Annotated in this window: 15 protein-coding genes; 6 read left to right on the top strand and 9 right to left on the bottom strand. The window is 73.0% G+C overall.

Going from position 1 to position 17252, the window contains the following annotated elements; all coding sequences use genetic code 11:
* Positions 1-36: 36 nt before the first annotated feature.
* The gene (locus GH723_RS04390) at positions 37-1560 is read left to right on the top strand and encodes a N,N-dimethylformamidase beta subunit family domain-containing protein (protein ID WP_153758508.1); all 1524 of its coding nucleotides are present in this window, start codon (positions 37-39) and stop codon (positions 1558-1560) included.
* A gap of 3 nt (positions 1561-1563) precedes the next feature.
* Here the strand turns inward: GH723_RS04390 and GH723_RS04385 are convergent, their stop codons facing one another.
* Complete coding sequence (locus GH723_RS04385) at positions 1564-1881, bottom strand: type II toxin-antitoxin system PemK/MazF family toxin (RefSeq protein ID WP_153758507.1); 318 nt, start codon at positions 1879-1881, stop codon at positions 1564-1566.
* Complete coding sequence (locus tag GH723_RS04380) at positions 1868-2107, bottom strand: hypothetical protein (RefSeq protein WP_153758506.1); 240 nt, start codon at positions 2105-2107, stop codon at positions 1868-1870. Before GH723_RS04380 ends, GH723_RS04385 begins: the two co-directional genes overlap by 14 nt.
* Before the next feature lie 143 nt (positions 2108-2250).
* On the opposite strand from GH723_RS04380, the gene GH723_RS04375 reads away from it, so the two are divergent.
* Positions 2251-2850, top strand: coding sequence for a hypothetical protein (locus GH723_RS04375; protein WP_229023050.1), 600 nt, complete (start codon positions 2251-2253; stop codon positions 2848-2850).
* Positions 2851-2963: 113 nt separating this feature from the next.
* Here the strand turns inward: GH723_RS04375 and GH723_RS04370 are convergent, their stop codons facing one another.
* Positions 2964-4862 (bottom strand): S-layer homology domain-containing protein, encoded by a 1899-nt coding sequence (locus GH723_RS04370; protein WP_195210518.1) that lies wholly within the window; start codon positions 4860-4862, stop codon positions 2964-2966.
* Between the two features lie 129 nt (positions 4863-4991).
* Positions 4992-5222, bottom strand: coding sequence for a hypothetical protein (locus tag GH723_RS04365; RefSeq protein WP_153758503.1), 231 nt, complete (start codon positions 5220-5222; stop codon positions 4992-4994).
* 481 nt (positions 5223-5703) lie between these two features.
* On the opposite strand from GH723_RS04365, the gene GH723_RS04360 reads away from it, so the two are divergent.
* Positions 5704-6225: a hypothetical protein gene (locus GH723_RS04360; protein WP_153758502.1), complete on the top strand. Its 522-nt coding sequence runs from the start codon at positions 5704-5706 to the stop codon at positions 6223-6225.
* Positions 6226-6256: 31 nt separating this feature from the next.
* Here the strand turns inward: GH723_RS04360 and GH723_RS04355 are convergent, their stop codons facing one another.
* On the bottom strand, positions 6257-8800 hold the full coding sequence (locus GH723_RS04355) for a helix-turn-helix transcriptional regulator (RefSeq protein WP_153758501.1): 2544 nt from the start codon (positions 8798-8800) through the stop codon (positions 6257-6259).
* 71 nt (positions 8801-8871) lie between these two features.
* On the opposite strand from GH723_RS04355, the gene GH723_RS04350 reads away from it, so the two are divergent.
* Positions 8872-9474 (top strand): hypothetical protein, encoded by a 603-nt coding sequence (locus GH723_RS04350; protein WP_153758500.1) that lies wholly within the window; start codon positions 8872-8874, stop codon positions 9472-9474.
* A gap of 162 nt (positions 9475-9636) precedes the next feature.
* Here GH723_RS04350 and GH723_RS04345 read toward each other — a convergent pair whose 3' ends face one another.
* Genes GH723_RS04345 through GH723_RS04335 form a run of 3 tightly spaced genes read right to left on the bottom strand, consistent with a single transcriptional unit; the run spans position 9637 to position 12712 of the window.
* Positions 9637-10806: a Fic family protein gene (locus GH723_RS04345; RefSeq protein ID WP_229023049.1), complete on the bottom strand. Its 1170-nt coding sequence runs from the start codon at positions 10804-10806 to the stop codon at positions 9637-9639.
* A gap of 59 nt (positions 10807-10865) precedes the next feature.
* Entirely contained in the window at positions 10866-11543 is a 678-nt protein-coding gene (locus GH723_RS04340; RefSeq protein WP_153758499.1) for a response regulator, read from the bottom strand.
* Complete coding sequence (locus GH723_RS04335; RefSeq protein WP_153758498.1) at positions 11540-12712, bottom strand: sensor histidine kinase; 1173 nt, start codon at positions 12710-12712, stop codon at positions 11540-11542. The genes GH723_RS04340 and GH723_RS04335 overlap by 4 nt, the downstream gene beginning before the upstream one ends.
* A 142-nt stretch (positions 12713-12854) precedes the next feature.
* On the opposite strand from GH723_RS04335, the gene GH723_RS04330 reads away from it, so the two are divergent.
* Together GH723_RS04330 and GH723_RS04325 are read left to right on the top strand one after the other, a co-directional pair.
* The gene (locus GH723_RS04330; RefSeq protein WP_153758497.1) at positions 12855-13613 is read left to right on the top strand and encodes an ABC transporter ATP-binding protein; all 759 of its coding nucleotides are present in this window, start codon (positions 12855-12857) and stop codon (positions 13611-13613) included.
* Positions 13614-13618: 5 nt separating this feature from the next.
* Positions 13619-16174, top strand: coding sequence for an ABC transporter permease (locus GH723_RS04325; protein ID WP_153758496.1), 2556 nt, complete (start codon positions 13619-13621; stop codon positions 16172-16174).
* 78 nt (positions 16175-16252) lie between these two features.
* On the opposite strand, the gene GH723_RS04320 is transcribed toward GH723_RS04325, so the two are convergent.
* On the bottom strand, positions 16253-17008 hold the full coding sequence (locus GH723_RS04320) for a hypothetical protein (protein WP_153758495.1): 756 nt from the start codon (positions 17006-17008) through the stop codon (positions 16253-16255).
* Between the last annotated feature and the right edge of the window lie 244 nt (positions 17009-17252).

Below are 17252 nucleotides of genomic sequence, written 5' to 3'. Positions count from 1 at the left end.
CGTACCTGCCCACCCGCGTCCACGTAGGGTCCCGGCATGGCGTTCGAGACGGTGCACGGGTACTGCTGGCCTCAGTCGGTCGAGCCGGGGGGCTCGGTCGCGCTCCACGTGTCGTCGCCTCGCAGCGTCCCGGTGTCGGTCGAGGTGGCGCGGGTCGGCGCCGAGCGCACGGTCGTGTTCACGGACGCGGCCGTGCCCGCCTCCTTCCACGAGACCCCGCCCGACGCGGCGAGCCAGGGATGCGACTGGCCGGCCGCACTCGCGCTCGAGGTCGGCGACGACTGGCGCTCCGGCTACTACGAGGTGCTGCTCACCGTCGACGTCGACGGGAAGGTGCGGCGCAACCACGCCTTCTTCGTCGTGCGGCCGCGGGTCGGCGAGCCGACGGGCCGGGCGCTGCTCGCCCTGTCGACCAACACGTGGAACGCCTACAACGACTTCGGCGGACCGAACCTCTACACCGGTGGCACGCACGTCTCGTTCCAGCGGCCGATGGCCGCGGGCTACCTCCACAAGCCGCCGGGCCTCGGCCGTCGGGTGACCACGACCGCCCCGCCCGACCCGCAGATGGCGGCCCACGTCGGCTACCTCCAGCTCAACCACCTGTCCCCCTACGCCGGGTCGGCAGGATGGCCGGACTGGGAGCTGCCGTTCCTCCAGTGGGCCGAGCGTGAGGGGTACGGCATCGACGTCGTCACCAACGCCGACCTCGAGGATCACCCGGAGCTGCTCGGCTCCGGCGCCTACCCGCTCTACCTCTCCGTCGGCCACGACGAGTACTGGTCGGGGCCGATGCGCGACACGGTCGAGGCCCACATCACCCGCGGCGGGCACGCGGTGTTCTTCTCCGGCAACACGTCGTTCTGGCAGGTCCGCCTGGAGGACCGCACGCCCGAGGGTCCGGCGGCGACGATGGTCGGCTACAAGGGCCGCTTCAAGCAGGACCCGGTGTTCGACACCGAGCGGCAAGCGGCGCTGACGAGCATCTGGTCCGACCACCTGATCGGTCGCCCGGAGAACCACATGACCGGGGTCAGCTTCGCCCGGGGCGGCTACCACCGGATCGGCAAGCGGGTCACCCAGGGCGCCGGCGGCTACACGATCCACCGGGCCGGACACTGGATGTTCGAGGGGACGGGTCTCGACTACGGCGACCTGCTCGGCGCCGGCGTCACGCTCGTCGGCTACGAGTGCGACGGCTGCGACTTCACCTACCGCGACGGGCTTCCGTACGCGACGGGGGCGGACGGGACGCCCGAGGGGTTCGAGATCCTCGGCACCGCGCCGGCCGCGCACTTCACGCGCACGACGGCCACGCGACCCCCCGCACCGCACGAGCCGTCGGAGATCGAGTTCATCGCCGGGCGGCTGTTCGGCGAACGCTCCGAGGAGAACGTCGAGCGGATCGCCCACGGCCACGCCGTGCTCGGCACCTACACGTCGCCGGCCGGCGGGGTCGTCATCACGTCGGGCAGCACCGACTGGGCGCACGGGTTGGCCGGGCGCGACCCCCAGGTCGAGCAGATCACCCGCAACGTCCTCGACCGGCTGACCGGCTGACCGTCAGCGCAGGCCGAGCACGACGAGCAGCGCCTCGTCGATGTCCCACATCTCCTGCGCGGTGGCGTGGCCCACGCGCCGCCCCAAGCGGGAGGCGTCGACCGCGCCGACCTGCTCGACGAGGACGCGGGTGGCCGTGCCCGCCACGTCGATCACCGGTCGGAACGATGCCGGGCGCGCGCTGCGGGAGGTCGGCGCGACCAGCACGACCGAGCGCGGCAGCAGCTCATCGGCTTGCACGACCACACCGAACCGCTCGCCGCTCTTTTCGTGACCGATCCCCTTCGGGACCTTCAGCCGGTGGATGTCACCCCGGCGCACGGAGCGCTTCCATGAGCTCGGCGACGCCGGCCATCTCCTCACGGTCCACCTCGTCGGCCTCCAGCGCCGCCGCCTCTGCTGCGAGATCCGCCCGCCGCGACCGACGCCGAGCGGTGTCGATCAACGACGATCGGATGGCTTCCGACGTCGTCATGCCCGTCGCCTGCAGGAGGCGCAGGGCCCGCTCCGCCTCGTCGTCCAGTCGCACCGACAGCGCTCTGCCCACGTCGGCGACCGTATCACGTATCGTCGTACATCCCATGAGCCCCACGCGACGCCGGGGATGGTCCGCGTCGTCTCGACAACTCCGCCGACGCGGCGACCTAGGGTCGTCCCGTGATCGGCGTGGGCCTGGGGCGATGGAGGACGGTGACGGTCGCGGAGCTGGCCGACGAGTGGGACGTTCCGTCCGAGCTCGCCACAGCGGTCCTCGACGTCGTCCCCATCGATGCCGGTCGAGGGGCGCATCGTGCCGGTGACGTCGTGGACGCCCTCCGACGCTCTGGTGCGGGCGGATCGCCGGCCCGCGCCGCCGGACGCGCCTGCGGGGTGTGGGTCCTCGTGGCCATCGGGTTCGCCGTCGGGTCGTCGATCAGCGCAGAACTGCGGGACAGCGAGCACCTGAGCGGTCCCTGGCTCGCAGCTCTCGCCCTGTCGATCGCCTTCCTCCAGGACCGGTACCGGCTGTGGGCCGAGGCGGCGACCGGGCTGCAGCGGGCGCTCGCCACGGTGAAGGGATCGGACACGTCGGCGTCGGAGCCGGTCGTCCGTGCGTCGAGGCCCACCACGCTGCTGGCACTGACGCCGAGCTTCGCTGCAGCCATCGGGATCACGGTCGGTGCGGCGTGGTTCGTCGTCGATGGCGACCCGGCCGGAACCCGCACGTCCGGGATCGTCGCGGGTGTCGCCACCGTGGTCCTGACCCTCGCGTGGCCGTCGCGGCGGGTACCGGTCGCCACCGCCACCTGAGCACGTCCGTCGGCGATCGACCCGTTCCGCCTCGGTGCGACAGCTGCAGCGCCGGGCCACGCAGAGCCCGAAGTGTCGCACCAAGGCGGAACAGGACCGACGACGCCTCCTGCTCAGTCGAGAGGGACGGCCGGCTGCAACCTCAGCCCGAACGGCGGCTCGTCGATCGCCGAGGGTGAGGCGATGCCGGCGGCCGACACGTCCGTGCTGCTGGCGAGCCGGTGGACGAACGTGAACGCCTCGGCCCGGGTCACGTCACGGTTGGGCTCGAAGCGGTTCGACCCGCCGACGCCCGTGGTGATGCCGGTGTGCTTGGCCCAGTTGACCGAGCGGGCGTAGAACGCGGTCGGCGCCACGTCCACGAACCCCGCGGGCGGCGCGCCGTCCGAGCCGTCCAGGCGCCACAACAGCGTGACGAGCTCGGCACGGGTGATCGTCCTGTTCGGCTCGAAGCGGTTCGACCCGCCCACGCCCGTGGTCAGTCCGGAGTGCCGGGCCCAGTTCACCGCCCGCGTGTAGAACGCGTTCGGTGCAGCGTCCTCGAAGCCCGACGGCGGAGCGGCCTGCTCCCCTGCCAAGCGCCAGAGCGTGGTGATCGCCTCGGCGCGGGTGATCGACCGGTTCGGCTGGAACTCGTCGGTCCCTCCAACGCCGGTCGTGAGACCGACATCTGCGGCCCACAGCACCGGCCACGTGTAGAACGCGCCCGGCTGGATGTCGTCGAACGGGATGGCGATGCCCGACGTGCTCCACCACCCTCGGCCGCTCTTCCACACGAGGTGCACGACGCCGTCGGCATCGATCACCGGGTGGACCTCCACGATGTTGTCGAAGCCCACCCCGAGCAGCCCTGCGTCGGGCCACGGCTTCCCCGGCCCGCGCACGGACGCCACCAGCCCCGGCAGCTCAGGGTGGTAGATGCCCGCCGTCACGACCGACGTCCCGTCCGGTCCGATCGCAAGGCCCAGCCCGTCGCCGAACCAGTGGGCTCCCTGCACCGAGATGGCGATCTCGGGTCCGTCCCACGTCGCACCCCCGAGGTGCCGGTAGGTGCGAACCTCTCCCCAGGGGCCCTGCACGGAGTCTTCGTAGGCGACCGCTACCTGCGCCCGACGGTCGGGGCCCACCGTTAGGGCGGGACCACCGACGTCCAAGGTCTGGCGTGGCAGCGTCTTCGTCGACCAGGAGCCGTTGCCGAACGTGATGAGGCGTGCGTTCCAGGTGTCGTTCTCGTTGTGGTTGCGCTCGCGGAGGGCGATGACGACACCGTGCCTCGTGGACGCGATGTTGGCGCGCTCCACGCCGTCGGAGCCGTTCGACAGACGGCGGGGCGCCGACCAGTCCGTGCCGACGAGGGTGAACGCGTAGACGCCGTTCAGCGGGCTGGTCGTCGTCCCGCCGCCGCGCATCGTGAGGACGCGCGTTCCGTCGTCAGCGACCTCGAGTCGGATCTCTCGCAGCGAATCGTCGATCTCCAGCGACGTCGGCTCGGTCCACGTGGCACCGTCGAACGTGGCCGTGGCGAGCACGATGCTGCTACCCGGCGACCGGTACTCGTCCCAGGCGACGGCCACGCGACCCTCGGGCGTCACGGCGGCATCGACGTGGGTCACGGACCCGTCGGCCACGATCGGCTGCAGCTCGACCCAGTCGTTCCCGACGAGCTGCGACACGTGGATCGTCGACCCGCCGTCGGTCCAGACGACGTAGGTCGAGTCATCCGTGACGACCGCAGCACCCTCGAGGTGGACCGGATAGGAGTTGGCGAAGAGCCGAGTCGGCTCGCCCCACGTCCCGGCGCGGGACTGGACGCGCACGCGGATGGACTGGGGGAGCGTGTACAGCAGCAGCAGCCGGCCGTCGTGTGTCAGGACGACGTCGTGCACCTCCTCGATGCTCGCCTCGTCGGCGCCGAGTCGCTCCTCGGGCGTCCACCACGACGTCGCGGCATCGGCCGTCGACGGCACAGCGACCACGCTCGCCACCAGCGCGACGAGCACCAGCCACCGCATCGCCCGCGTCCGCCTCGTCCCACCCTGCCCGCGCATCTCGTCGCCCTTCGCTCGCCCGATCGGGGCGACTGTAGAGGACCCACCCGTTGTCGCACCGAAGCGGAACGACCCCGCCACGGCCGCATCGACTCAGCCCAGCGAGACCATCCGGCGGATCTGAGGGAGCCGACCCGAGACGTCGTCGAGGCCGCCGAGGATGGCGGCACCCATCTGGCCTGCGGCATCGGGGTCGCCGCCGAGGGCTGCCGCCGTGATGGCGCCGGTGTCGAGATCGGGGAGGTCGGGCGGTGGGCCGAACGCCACCACGTCGACCTCGACGTCGGTGTCGGCACTCCCCACGGCCACGACCGAGCTCGGCATCGCGAGGTTGACCGAGCCGCTGTCGTCGTCGAGCCGACCGATCCCGAGGTGGTTGGGCGGGATCGGACGCCGTCGTGTCGTTGTCCACGACGTAGCGGGCCCAGGAGCTGGCCACCAGCGACTCGGGGGCGTCGGGCGCGGACACCGTCACCGGGTCGAGCCCGGCCCCGGCGCGCAGCTCGTTCCAGACGGTGAGCCAGTCCGCGCTCGACCCCGCGGGGAGCAGATCGGGCGGGGCGTCGAGGTCGTCGGCGGCCACCGGGGCCGGGGCGAGGGCGGCGACGGCGATCGCCACGGCGACGAGGGCGGTCAGGGCACGGGATGCGGCAGCGCCCAGGGCGGGCATCGGTCCTCCAGCGGAGAGCGTGGTGGTGCCTCGGGTGCGTCGGCCGCCGCCCCACCGCCGATGAGGGTTGCAGCGCCGGACCCCCGTTCGGGTGAGGCACCATGGCGTCGGACGAACGGGTCGGCGAGGAGGACGGTGGACGAGGGGCAGCCGCCGCTGGTGGTGGTCGAGGGCACGCCGGGCGACGTGGCGCAGCGACGGCGGTTCGTCGAGCGTCACGGCTGGGTGGTCGTCGACGGGTGGCGGACGCCCGCTCCGAGGACCGCCACCGGGCCGGTCGTGCGCGCCGGAACCGTCGTGGACAGCGAGGGTGCCGCGGCCGTCGTGCTCGCCGCGCTCGAGGGCGACGGGGTCCTCGTCCATGCGACGGCGTCCGGTGGCACCGGCCGCGAGCTGGTCGACCAGTTGTGCGACGACCTGCGGCGCATCGGGCCGCTGGAGCACCACGTCGGCGGCAGCGCGAGCAGCGACGCACCCGTGCTCGACGACGACCAGGAGCGCCTGATCGAGCTGCTGGCCGGCGGGATGCGGCTCGGCGACGCCGCGGCAGCGCTGCACATCTCGCGCCGCACGGCCGACCGGCGTCTGGCCGCGGCGCGCCTCGCCTACGGCGCGCCAACAACAGCGGCGCTGCTCGCGGCCCACGCCCGCCGCTGACCAGGGGCCGGCCGCGTGGCGGGGACCGCACTCAGCCGGTGAGCGCCAACACCGCCTGACCGCGGGACTCGACGCCGAGGCGGGTCATCGCCGAGCGGATCGTGCTCTTCACCGTCGCCGGGCTCAGCCCGAGCCGGCGGGCGATCTCTCGGTCGGTCAAGCCCTGGGCGACGAGTCCCATCAGCTCGGCCTCGCGCGCCGTGAGCCCGCTGTCGTCGCGAGGTGCCCGCTGCGACGCCCGACGGATGCCGACGCCGCGCAGCTCGCGGTGGAGCCGGTCGACCAGCGGCCGCAGTCCGTGGGCCAGCGCCACCCCCTCCCCTTCGAGCAGGCGCGCCCGGGCGCCGTCGGCGTCGCCGAGGGCACGGCGGGCGAGCCCGGCGCCGAGAAGGCAACGGACCCGGCCCCGGAGGTGGTGTGTGCCGTAGGGGCCGGCGAGCGCGTCGAACAGGTCGGATGCGGCGGCGTGCTCGCCGCGGGAGAGCAGGGCGACGGCCCGCACCTCTCCTTGGGAGAGCGCCGGCAGATCGGGCACGTCGAGCGACGAGGCGGCGGTGGCGGGAGGCTCCACGTCGAGGCCGAGCTCGAGCCGGGCCCACGCCTCGATCGGCCCGGCCACGTCGGCCACGGCGGCGGTCGCCAGGTCGGGCACCTTTGCCAACCAAGCCAACGCCGCCTCGGGACGACCCGCGCCCAGCTCCAGGTCGGCCATGAGAAACGCCACCTGGGTCTGGCCCATCCAGTCCTCGGTGGCGTCCTCGGCGAGGTCGTCGAGCCGGGCACGGGCCAGCTCGAGCCCGCCCATGCAGATGAGCGAGTAGACGACGGTGACCTCGACCTGCTGGCGGGTGCGCAGCTCGAGCGGTTCGCCGAGCAGGTCGACGCCGCCCCGCACCGCGCCGCGCACGTCGCCGGCGTGCATCTGCAGGTTGAGGAGGAGCGCGGTGAACTGGTGCTCCCACGCCGAGGCGCGCAGGTCCCGGCTGCGCTCGCGCATGCGCTCGGCGATCCGGCGGCCGATGTGCGGGTCGCCCATGAACTCGTGGGCGGTGACGAGGTTGTTGCCGGCGAGCAGCTCGCACTCGACGTCGCCTTCCTCGACCGCCAGTCGCTGGCTGCGCTCCAGCTCCTCGGCCCATCCGTCCTGCTCGAGCATGTAGAGGAGCGTCCCGAGCTGGAAGTGGGCACGGGCGCGCGCCACGCCCGCGATGTCGGCGGCGGCGACCACGCGCCGGGCGTCCTCGACGGCGTCGTCGGGGATCTCGCCGCCGATGACGATGAGCACGGCCTCTCGCAGGGACTCGACGTCGAGGCGGAGGCGCACGTCGGGGCTGACGGCGGGTGCGAGAGCGAGGCCGGCGTGGAGCTCGCGGACGAAGCCGTCGTTGTCGCCCTCGGCCCACCGGGCGCGAGAGCGCAGCAGGTGCCAGGTCGCGGCCTGGTCGGGGGTGGGTGGCGGCTCGTCGCCGAGGACAGCGTGGGCGCGGCGCATCTCGCCGGCGGTGACGAGCCCCTGCGCCGCGCGGAGGCGGAGGTCGTGGGCCTCGGGCCCCTCGGTGCACTCGGCGGCGATGGCCAGGTGGCGGGCCGCTTCGAGCGGGTGGGGAGTGGCGGCGGCCGCAACGAGGGCGGCGGCCCGCGCGGCATCGCGCTCGCCCGCCGCGAGGTGGTGCGCGGCGGCGCTGCCCGGATCGTCGCGGAGCAGGGCCGCCAGCCGGGAGTGGCGTGCGGTGGCGACCTCGTCATCGAGCTCGGCGACGGCGACCTCGGCCAAGAGGGCGTGGCGCACCGAGAGGTGGCGGTCCTCGTCCCGAACAGCCAGGTCGGTCTCGACCAGCCGAGTAACGGCGTGCAGGTCGATCAGCGCGGCAGGTAGCGGTCGACCGGCGAGGGCGAGCAGCTCGAAGGTCTCCCTGGTCGGTGCGTCGAGGCGGCGCAGGCGGGCAGCGAGGGCGAGGCGCAGGCTGTCGGGGGCGTCGCCGCCGCTGTCGAGGAGCTCGCCGAGGATGAGCGGGTTGCCGCCGCTGCGCTCCCGCAATCGGCGGACCTCGCCCGGCCCGGCGTCGGGGTGGCGTTGGCGGACGAGCGCTTCGACCGCGTCGGCGTCGAGCGGTTCGACCGTGAGCTCCTCGATGCCCTCGTCCCGCAGGGTCGCTCGGACGTCGGCCGCGCCGTCGCCGTCACGACGGGCGATGGCGACGACCGGCACCCGGGCCACGAGCAGCGCCGTGGCGGCGAGGGTCGAGTCGTCGGCCCACTGGAGGTCGTCCAGCACGAGGATCGCGCCGTCGAGTCGGTCCTCCACCTCGGCGGCCATGGCACCGGGGTCGAGCAGGGCGGCGCCCTCCACGGTGCGCGGCAGGGCGAGGCCGACGGCGCGGCGCAAGGGCAGGTACGGCATCCACGACAGCACGGAGAACGCGCCGCCCTCACGGGCCGGGAGCCCGCTCGCCGCGACCGCGGCCCGGACGAGCGACGTCTTGCCCACGCCCGGTTCGCCGGTGACGAGAACGGATCGCCCCTCGGCGAGCGCCTCACCGAGCGCGGCGAGCTCCGTCTCCCGTCCGACCAGCACGCCGGCCAGTGTCGCAGGTTGGCGCAAAGGGATGGTGACCGAGAGTGGGCGGTCAGAGGACGCTCGACCACATGATGAACACACGTGCACGGGCCACCGCTGCCATCGTCGTCGGGCTCCTCGCGCTCGGCGCCTGTGGCGGCGACGACGACAGCAACGACGACGCATCTCCGGACACAGAGGAGACCTCGTCGGCGGACGAGGGTGCCACCGACGAGGGCGGGTCGACCGACGAGGGCAGCGGCGGCGACTCGGGCACCTCCGGGGGCTCGGACGAGGGACCAAGCGGCGACGGGGTCGCCTCGATCATGCTCAGCCTCGACGGTGGTGCCGACTCGGGCACCCACAACGCGACCGTCCCGGAGTACGGCTGCAGCCGGCACGGGACGGGCGAGGGCACGTTTGGCCTCCAGTACATGCTCGACGAGCCGGACGGCTTCCACAGCTTCCAGATCGACATCGACGACATCGACGCGGCGGCGACCGGCAACTCGGCGTTCGCCGCGACCGCCCGGGTCGGCGAGAACCGCTACCACCTCGCCCGGGGCAGCAGCGCCCTGCTCACCCTCGAGGACGAGGGCGACACCGCGGCGATCACGATCATGGGCACGACCGACGAGGGCGTGGACGTGTCGGCCGTCGTCGAGTGCCACCAGGTGATCGACCTCGGCTGACGCGCCCGCGGGCGCGCCACCAGCCCGAGGTGCTCCTCCTCGTCGGTGGTCCGGTTCCGCCTCGGTGCGACAACCACAGCCCCCGTGGCTGCTGCTCTCTCCTGTCGCACCGAGGTGGAACCGGCTGTCGTGCCACGATCGACTCACCCGTGTCGGCGGGCGTCAACCGAGGCCGGGCAGTTTGAGCTGAGCGAGTTCGTAGGGGTCGACGACCACGGGAGTGGGACGGTGATTCCGGATCTCCTCCCACGCGGCGCGCAGTTGCGGCGTCGCCAGGTAGGTGCGCCCGCGCTTCTCGCCTCGGGGGTCGAGGAGCCCTGCGGCACTCAGCGCCCTGAGGTCGCGAGTGGCGCTGTCGTCGGTGATCTCGTCGCCGACCGACGAGCGCACGGCCTTGACGTAGAGCGAACGCCGGATCCGCCAGCCCCGTGCGGCGTCGCAGAGCACCCCGATCGAACGCTCCGGCAGGCCGTGCCGCCGCACGAGAGCGTCACACCGATCCCACAACGCCGCAGCTTCGTCGATGCGGCGGAGCACGGTCTGTGCCTGGCGGTAGTGGGCGGTGAGGCAGAACGTGAGCCAGGGCCGTGCGCTGTGCTGGGGCGACCAGGACCCAGCGGCCACCTCGGTGAGCACCCCGTAGTAGTCGCTGGTGTTGCGACCGAGGTACTCCTCGATGCTGAGGAACTCCGGCGCGAGGAGCCCGTCGCGTGCCAGAACGAACGACTGGACGCAGCGTGCCATCCGACCGTTCCCGTCGCTGAAGGGATGGATCAGCGCCAGGTTGAGGTGCGCCATCGCCGCGTCGACGAGCGAGACGCCCGAGCCGTCAGCGAGCTGGCCGAGCATCTCGTCGACCAGTCCCTCGAGGCCGTCGCGTGGCGGAGCCTGGTAGGTCACCCTGCCGTCGGCGTCCTCGACCCACACCCCACCTGGCCGCCACGATCCGGGGTTCTTGGCGAGGTCGTGCTTGATCATCATGAAGTGGAGGGAGAGCAGGAGTGACGCGTCGAGTGTTCTCGGCGGCTCGGAGCTCGCGAGCTGGAGCACGTAGGTCATGGCGTCGCGGTAGCCCGCGATGGCTCGTCGGGTCTCGGTGTCGGCGTCGAGCGGCTCCTCGTCGTCGAGGACCGCTGCGACGTCCTCGACGCTCGCGTGGTAGCCCTCGATGGAGTTCGAGCCCTGCACCGCCCGCGCCGCCGTGGCGCGTCGAAGGGTGCCGTACCACCGACGCGGTTGCCGGAGCTGGTACCGCAGACGATCTCGCAGCGACTCGATCTCGTCGAGCACGTACCTGTCGAGATCGGTGAGCCCCGGAGCCTGGTAGATCACGTCGGTAACCTATCCGCATATCGGGTCGGTATGTCGATAAGTAATCGACACGCGGGGCTCTAGGACGCCCGCCCGCGGCCCGGGGACACGAGCCCGGACTCGTAGGCCAGCACGACCAGCTGGGCGCGGTCGCGGGCGTCGAGCTTGGTGAGCACCCGGCTCACGTGGGTCTTGGCCGTGGCGTGGCTCATGAAGAGCGCCTCGGCGATCTCGGCGTTCGACAGGCCCTGGGCCACGGCGACGAGCACCTCCCGCTCCCGCTCGGTCAACTGGTCCATCCCCGGCGGCATCGCCAGCGTCGGCGCGTCGGCGCCTCGTACGACCTGCTCGATGAGGCGGCGGGTCACGTTGGGCGCGAGCAGCGCCTCTCCCCCGGCCACCACCCGCACGGCGGCGAGGAGGTCGGCGGGCAGCGTGTCCTTCAGCAGGAACCCGCTCGCCCCGCCGCGCAGCGCCTCGAACACGTACTCGTCGAGGTCGAACGTCGTCAGCACGAGCACGCGGGTGCCGGCCGTCGCCGGGTCGGCGGTGATGGTGCGCGTGGCCTCGAGGCCGTCGACCTCGGGCATGCGGATGTCCATGAGGACGACGTCGGGTCGCTCCCGGCGGACGAGCTCGATCGCCTCCCGGCCATCGCCGGCCTCGCCCACGACCTCGATGTCAGGCGCCGACCCGAGCAGCACGGAGAAGCCGCTGCGGACGAGGGCCTGGTCGTCGGCGACCGCGACGCGGATCACCGGGCCGGCTCGGTGTCGTAGCGGAGGCACGTCGCGACCCGCCACCCGCCCTCGGGGAGCGGACCGGCCTCGACCGTGCCGCCGTAGTGGGCGGCCCGCTCCCGCATGCCGACGAGCCCGTGTCCGGTCGACGCCGGGTCGGGCGCGCCGCCCCGCCCGTCGTCGGTGACGACGATGCCGACCTCGCCCGGCCCCGGCGTCACCCGCACGGTGACGTGCCGGGCGTGGGCGTGGCGCAGGGCGTTGGTGAGCGCCTCCTGGATGATGCGGTAGGCGGCGAGCTCGACACCGGACGGCAGCTCGCCGAGGTCGCCGTCCACGATCAGCTCGGCGTCGAGGCCGACCTCGCCCATGTCGCGCACCAGGCGGGGCAGGTCGGCCAGGCCGGGGGCGGGGGCGTACTCGGCGGCGTCGTCGCGCTCGCGCACCACGCCGAGCAGGCGGCGGATCTCGGCGAGGCTCGAGCGGCTCGTCGTCGAGATGTTGTCGAGCGCCTTGCGGGCCTCCTCGACGTCCTGGTCGAGCATGTGGGCGCCGACGCCGGCCTGCACGGCGATGACGCCGAGCGAGTGGGCGACCACGTCGTGCAGCTCCTGGGCGATGCGCAGCCGCTCGTCGGCCGCCGCGGCACGTGCTGCCTCGAGGTGACCCCGCTCGAGAGCCTCGAGCCGGAGGCGTCGGGACTGGACGTTCCAGCCGAGGAGGATGGCGGCGGCGAAGATGCCGAGGTTCGACACCAGCGCTGCGACGCCGAAGTTCTCGCTGTCGCCGACGAAGAGGACGAGGAGGAGCACCGCGGCGGCGGCCGCCGCGGTCACGGCCTCGGTGAGGGGACGGTGCGCGCCGACGGTGTAGGCGCCGAAGAGCGCGAAGAGGGGCAGGGCGCCGGGGGCGTAGTCCTGGAGGGACAGCACGGCGACGGCCACGGTGCTGGCGAGGAACACCGGCAGCGGCGCCCGGCGGCGCACGTAGTACGGGAGGGTCGCGGCGAGGATCAGCGCGTAGGCCCAGCCGTCGCGGGGCTCGTAGGCGACGTCGGCGTAGATCCGCTGGCTGGTCGAGAGGAACCCGCCGATCACGAACACGGTGGCGATGCCGGCGTCGAGCATCCAGGTCGGGCGGCCCCGCAGCCAGGTCCAAGGTCGTCTCGCACGCGCGCGGATCTGCACGGCCTGGACGGTACAGAGGCCGGCCGGGGCGCGCATCGGCCGCGCGGTTGACCGGGGCGTACATCCCGAGGTGTACGCGGCGCCGCACGGCATGGCCCGTGGGCCGACGACGCGCGCACCCCCGCAGCCGCATCGTGGCCCCATGCTCACCTCCACCTCCCCCACGACGACCGGCACCCCCACCGCCGCCCGGGCCGTCGACGCCACGAAGGTCTACGGCTCCGGCGAGGGCGCGGTCGCCGCTCTCGACCACGTCTCGATCGACTTCGAGGCCGGACGCTTCACCGCGATCATGGGCCCGTCGGGCTCGGGCAAGTCGACGCTGATGCACACCGTCGCCGGCCTCGACGACCTCACGTCGGGCCAGGTGTTCATCGGCGACATCGACCTGACGACGCTGAAGGACCGGGCCCTCACCGCGCTGCGCCGGGACCGGATCGGCTTCATCTTCCAGGCCTTCAACCTGGTGCCGACGCTCACCGCGCTCGAGAACATCACGCTGCCGGCGTCGCTCGCCGGGCGCACGCCCGACACCGGCTGGCTCCAGCAGGTGATCGACACGGTCGGGCTGCGTCCCCGCCTGTCGCACCGGCCGAGCGAGCTGTCCGGCGGCCAGCAGCAGCGGGTCGCGGTGGCCCGGGCGCTGGCCGGCCAGCCGGAGATCATCTTCGCCGACGAGCCGACCGGGAACCTCGACAGCCGGTCGAGCTCGGAGATCCTCACGTTCATGCGCCAGGCCGTCCGCGACCTGGGCCAGACCATCGTCATGGTCACCCACGACCCGGTCGCCGCGTCCTACGCCGACCGCGTGGTCGTGCTGGCCGACGGCCGCATCGTCGACTCGATCGACGACCCCACACCCGACGCGATCCTCGATCGCATGAAGCACCTCGGACGGTGACCGCCATGTTCTCCCTGACCCTCAAGGGCCTGTGGGCCCACAAGGTGCGCTACTTGCTCACCGGCCTCGCCGTCGTGCTCGGCGTGGCGTTCATGGCCGGCACCATGGTGCTGACCGACACGATGGAGGCGACCTTCGACGAGGTGATCGCCTCGGCCAACGAGGGCACCGACGTGATCGTCCGGAGCGACTCGGTGGTCGAGGGGGCGTTCGCCTCGGCCCGTGGCCGGCTCGACGCCGCGGTGGTCGACGACGTCGCCGCGGTGGACGGCGTGGCCGTCGCCCGGGGCTCGATCCAGGGCACCGCCCAGCTCGTGCACGCCGACGGCGAGGCCGCGGCGGCCGACGACGGGCTCAACGTCACGATCGGCGCCAACTGGATCGACGACGAGCGGCTCAACCCGTTCTCGCTCTCCGACGGTCGGGCGCCGGAGTCCGCCGACGAGGCGGTCGTCGACCAGCGCACCGCCGACGCCGAGGGCTGGACGGTCGGCGACGAGATCCAGGTCCTCACCAAGGAGGGCCCGGCCACGCTCACCCTCGTCGGCACCGCCGCCTACGGCGACGTCGACGGCCTGCCCGGCACGACGCTCGTCGCCACCGACGACGCCACCGCGCAGCGGCTCTTCGCCGAGGCCGACCGCTTCGACATGGTCGTCGTGGCCGCCGAGGGCGGCGTGTCCTCGACCGAGCTGGCCGAGCGGCTCTCGGCCACGGTCGGCGCGGCCGGCTCGGGGCTCGAGGTGGTCACCGGCGAGCAGGACACCGCCGACCAGCAGGACCAGCTGGCGGAGGACCTCGGCTTCTTCAACTCGTTCCTGATGGCGTTCGCCTACGTGGCGCTCTTCGTCGGGACGTTCATCATCTACAACACGTTCTCGATCGTGGTGGCCCAGCGGCTGAAGGACCTGGCGCTGCTGCGGGCGATCGGCGCCCGCCGGGCCCAGGTGCTGCGGTCGGTGGTGCTCGAGTCGGTGGCCGTCGGCGTCGTCGCCGCCGGACTGGGCCTGCTCGCCGGCGTCGGCCTGTCGTTCGCCTTGCGGGCGCTGCTCGCCGGGGTCGGGCTCGACATCCCGAGCGGGCCGCTGGTCGTCGCGTCGGGCACCGTCGTCACCGCTCTCGTGGTCGGCGTCGGCGTGAGCGTGCTGAGCGCCATCGTCCCCGCGGTGCGGGCCAGCAAGGTGCGGCCGATCGCCGCGCTGCGCGACGTCGCCATCGACCGGTCGAACGCCTCGGTCGGGCGGACCGTCGCCGGCACCCTCCTGACGGCGCTCGGTGTCGTGGCCTTCGCCGCGGGCATGGTCGCCGGCGGGACGGACGGGCTGCCGGTCCTCGGTCTCGGTGCGGGCACGATCCTCGTCGGGGTCATCACGCTCGGTCCGGTGCTGGTGCGGCCGGCGATGGCGGTGCTCGGCGCGCCGGCGGCTCGCCTCTCTGGCATCACCGGCCGCTACGCCAAGGAGAACGCCCGCCGGGCGCCGAAGCGCACCGCGGCCACGGCGTCGGCGCTGATGATCGGCGTGGCGCTGGTCGGGTTCATCACGATCGTCGCCGCCTCGACCAAGGAGTCGGTAGCCGCGGCCGTCGACGGGTCGTTCCGGGCGGACTACGTCGTCGACTCGGGGTCGTTCACCGGCGGGTTCGGCGTGGACATCGAGGAGGACCTGCTGGCGAGCTCCGCTGTCGAGTTGATCTCGCCGGTGCGGGACACCCCCGCCGAGGTCGACGGCGTCGGCAGCCAGTTGACCGCGGTCGACACCGCTGTGTTCGACGAGCTCTACGACCTGGAGCTCTCCTCCGGTGCGCTCGATCGTGTCGGCGACGACGGCGTCGCCATCTCGTCGGACATGGCGACGGATGAGGGGCTGGCCGTGGGCGACACGGTGTCGGTGCGGTTCGCCGACGGCGCCGACGTGGCGCTCGAGGTGCGGGCGATCTTCGACGGCTACCTGCCGAGCGCCTACAGCGACTGGGTCGTCGACGTCGCCACCTTCGATGCGCACGTGGCCGACGTGTACGACCGGCAGGTGTTCGTCGGTGTCGCCGACGGGGTGCCGGCCGCCGAGTCCCGGGCCGCGGTCGAGGCCGCGGTGGCGGAGTGGCCGAACGCCCAGATCGACGACCAGGCCGAGCTGAAGGAGACGGTCACCGCGGAGATCGACCAGATGCTCAACCTGATCTACGGCCTGCTGGCACTGGCCGTGGTGATCGCCCTGATCGGGATCGCCAACACGCTGGCCCTGTCGGTGCACGAACGGACCCGGGAGCTGGGGCTGCTGCGGGCGATCGGCATGCACCGCCGCCAGGTGCGGGCCGCGGTGCGGTGGGAGTCGGTGCTGATCGCCGTGCTCGCCGCGACGCTCGGCGCCGGCCTGGCGATCGGCGGGGCGTGGGGCATGGTGCGGGCACTGGCCGAGGAGCAGGTGACGCACCTGGTGCTGCCCGTGCCGCAGCTGCTGGTGATCATGGCCGCGGCCGGTGTCGCCGGCGTGGTGGCCGCCACCGGTCCGGCCCGCCGGGCAGCGAAGCTCGACATCCTCGGAGCGATCGCCACGCAGTAGGGCGTCGGTCGCTCGCAACCCTCGGTTCGGTGACGGGAGGTCCGCCTCCCGTCACCGGCGCGTCCGGGGGAGGCCCGGTCAGGCGCTCGACCTCCGCGGCGCGCCTCTGAGCCACAGCAGCGGCACCACCACAGCCAGCGTCCAGAACACCGCTGTCACCGAGGCCACGACGGAGGGAGCGACACGGAACGCGGCGAGGACCTGCCACGCCAGTGCGCCTGTAACCCAGAGGACGAGCGCAAGGAGAGCGGCGACGAGCACCGGACCCGGCCGGTTCGGCCGTCGACCGGGTCCCCGGTCCCGCCGTGACAACCGGACGATCACCACGGCGGCGGGCACCGGGACCCACCATGCGACCATCTCCACCATCCTCAGTGGCCAGATGGCCAGGTCGGGGCCGCCGGGCGCAACGCCACCCACCGCCTGCGTGTGCCACTCGCCCGCCGTGTCGAGGACGACCACACCCTGGTCCGAGGCGGCCGCGATCACGTGCTCGCCCCCGTCGACCGGGACCACGACCACCGTGGTGAAGCGCTCGCCGCTGTGAACGCCGTTCCGGTACTCGAGGACCCTCTCCTGGTCCTCCGTGAGGCCGTACGAGTGGCGCCACCCGCCGCCCGGCGGGCGCTCCTCGACGGCCTCGCCACTCGCGCGGAAGCACCAGCCGTCGCGCCGGCACACCTCGGCGTGGGGTTCATCGTCGGAGTGCCCCACTTCGTCCCAGGTCATCTCCCATGTGATGCCGCCGTCATCGCTCTCGAACCACCGAAGGTCGCCGACGAGGTCGTCGTAGACCACGAACGTGCGTGGGCGCCCGTCGGGCGTGAGTGTCACCTCCTCGACGTAGTCCGTACCGTCGAACGAACAGCCCGGGAGGGCTGAGACCGCGACGAGAAGGAACGACACTGAGCGCCACCGCCGGCGCGATCGCACCGCTCGGGTCCCCGTCCTCTGGCGTCGCCCGCCCCCCAATCGCCCTGACCGCTCCCGCACAGCGCCACCCTATGGCTCATGCCTCCCGTCACCGGCGCGTCCGGGGACGGACTCGTATCATCTGCCCGCCACCCGGCTCCCGTCG

Source organism: Actinomarinicola tropica (assembly GCF_009650215.1).
Classification (GTDB): Bacteria; Actinomycetota; Acidimicrobiia; order Acidimicrobiales; family SKKL01; genus Actinomarinicola; species Actinomarinicola tropica.
Note: the sequence above shows the minus strand (reverse complement) of the source record. Positions and strands in the feature narration are given on the sequence as shown.

Excerpts from the sequence above, each read along its gene's own strand:
- GH723_RS04365 (WP_153758503.1), bottom strand. The coding sequence starts at position 5,222 with ATGCCGAGCTCGGTCGTGGCCGTGGGGAGTGCCGACACCGACGTCGAG.
- GH723_RS04370 (WP_195210518.1), bottom strand. The coding sequence starts at position 4,862 with ATGCGGTGGCTGGTGCTCGTCGCGCTGGTGGCGAGCGTGGTCGCTGTG.
- GH723_RS04350 (WP_153758500.1), top strand. The coding sequence starts at position 8,872 with ATGATGAACACACGTGCACGGGCCACCGCTGCCATCGTCGTCGGGCTC.
- GH723_RS04330 (WP_153758497.1), top strand. The coding sequence starts at position 12,855 with ATGCTCACCTCCACCTCCCCCACGACGACCGGCACCCCCACCGCCGCC.
- GH723_RS04390 (WP_153758508.1), top strand. The coding sequence starts at position 37 with ATGGCGTTCGAGACGGTGCACGGGTACTGCTGGCCTCAGTCGGTCGAG.
- GH723_RS04325 (WP_153758496.1), top strand. The coding sequence starts at position 13,619 with ATGTTCTCCCTGACCCTCAAGGGCCTGTGGGCCCACAAGGTGCGCTAC.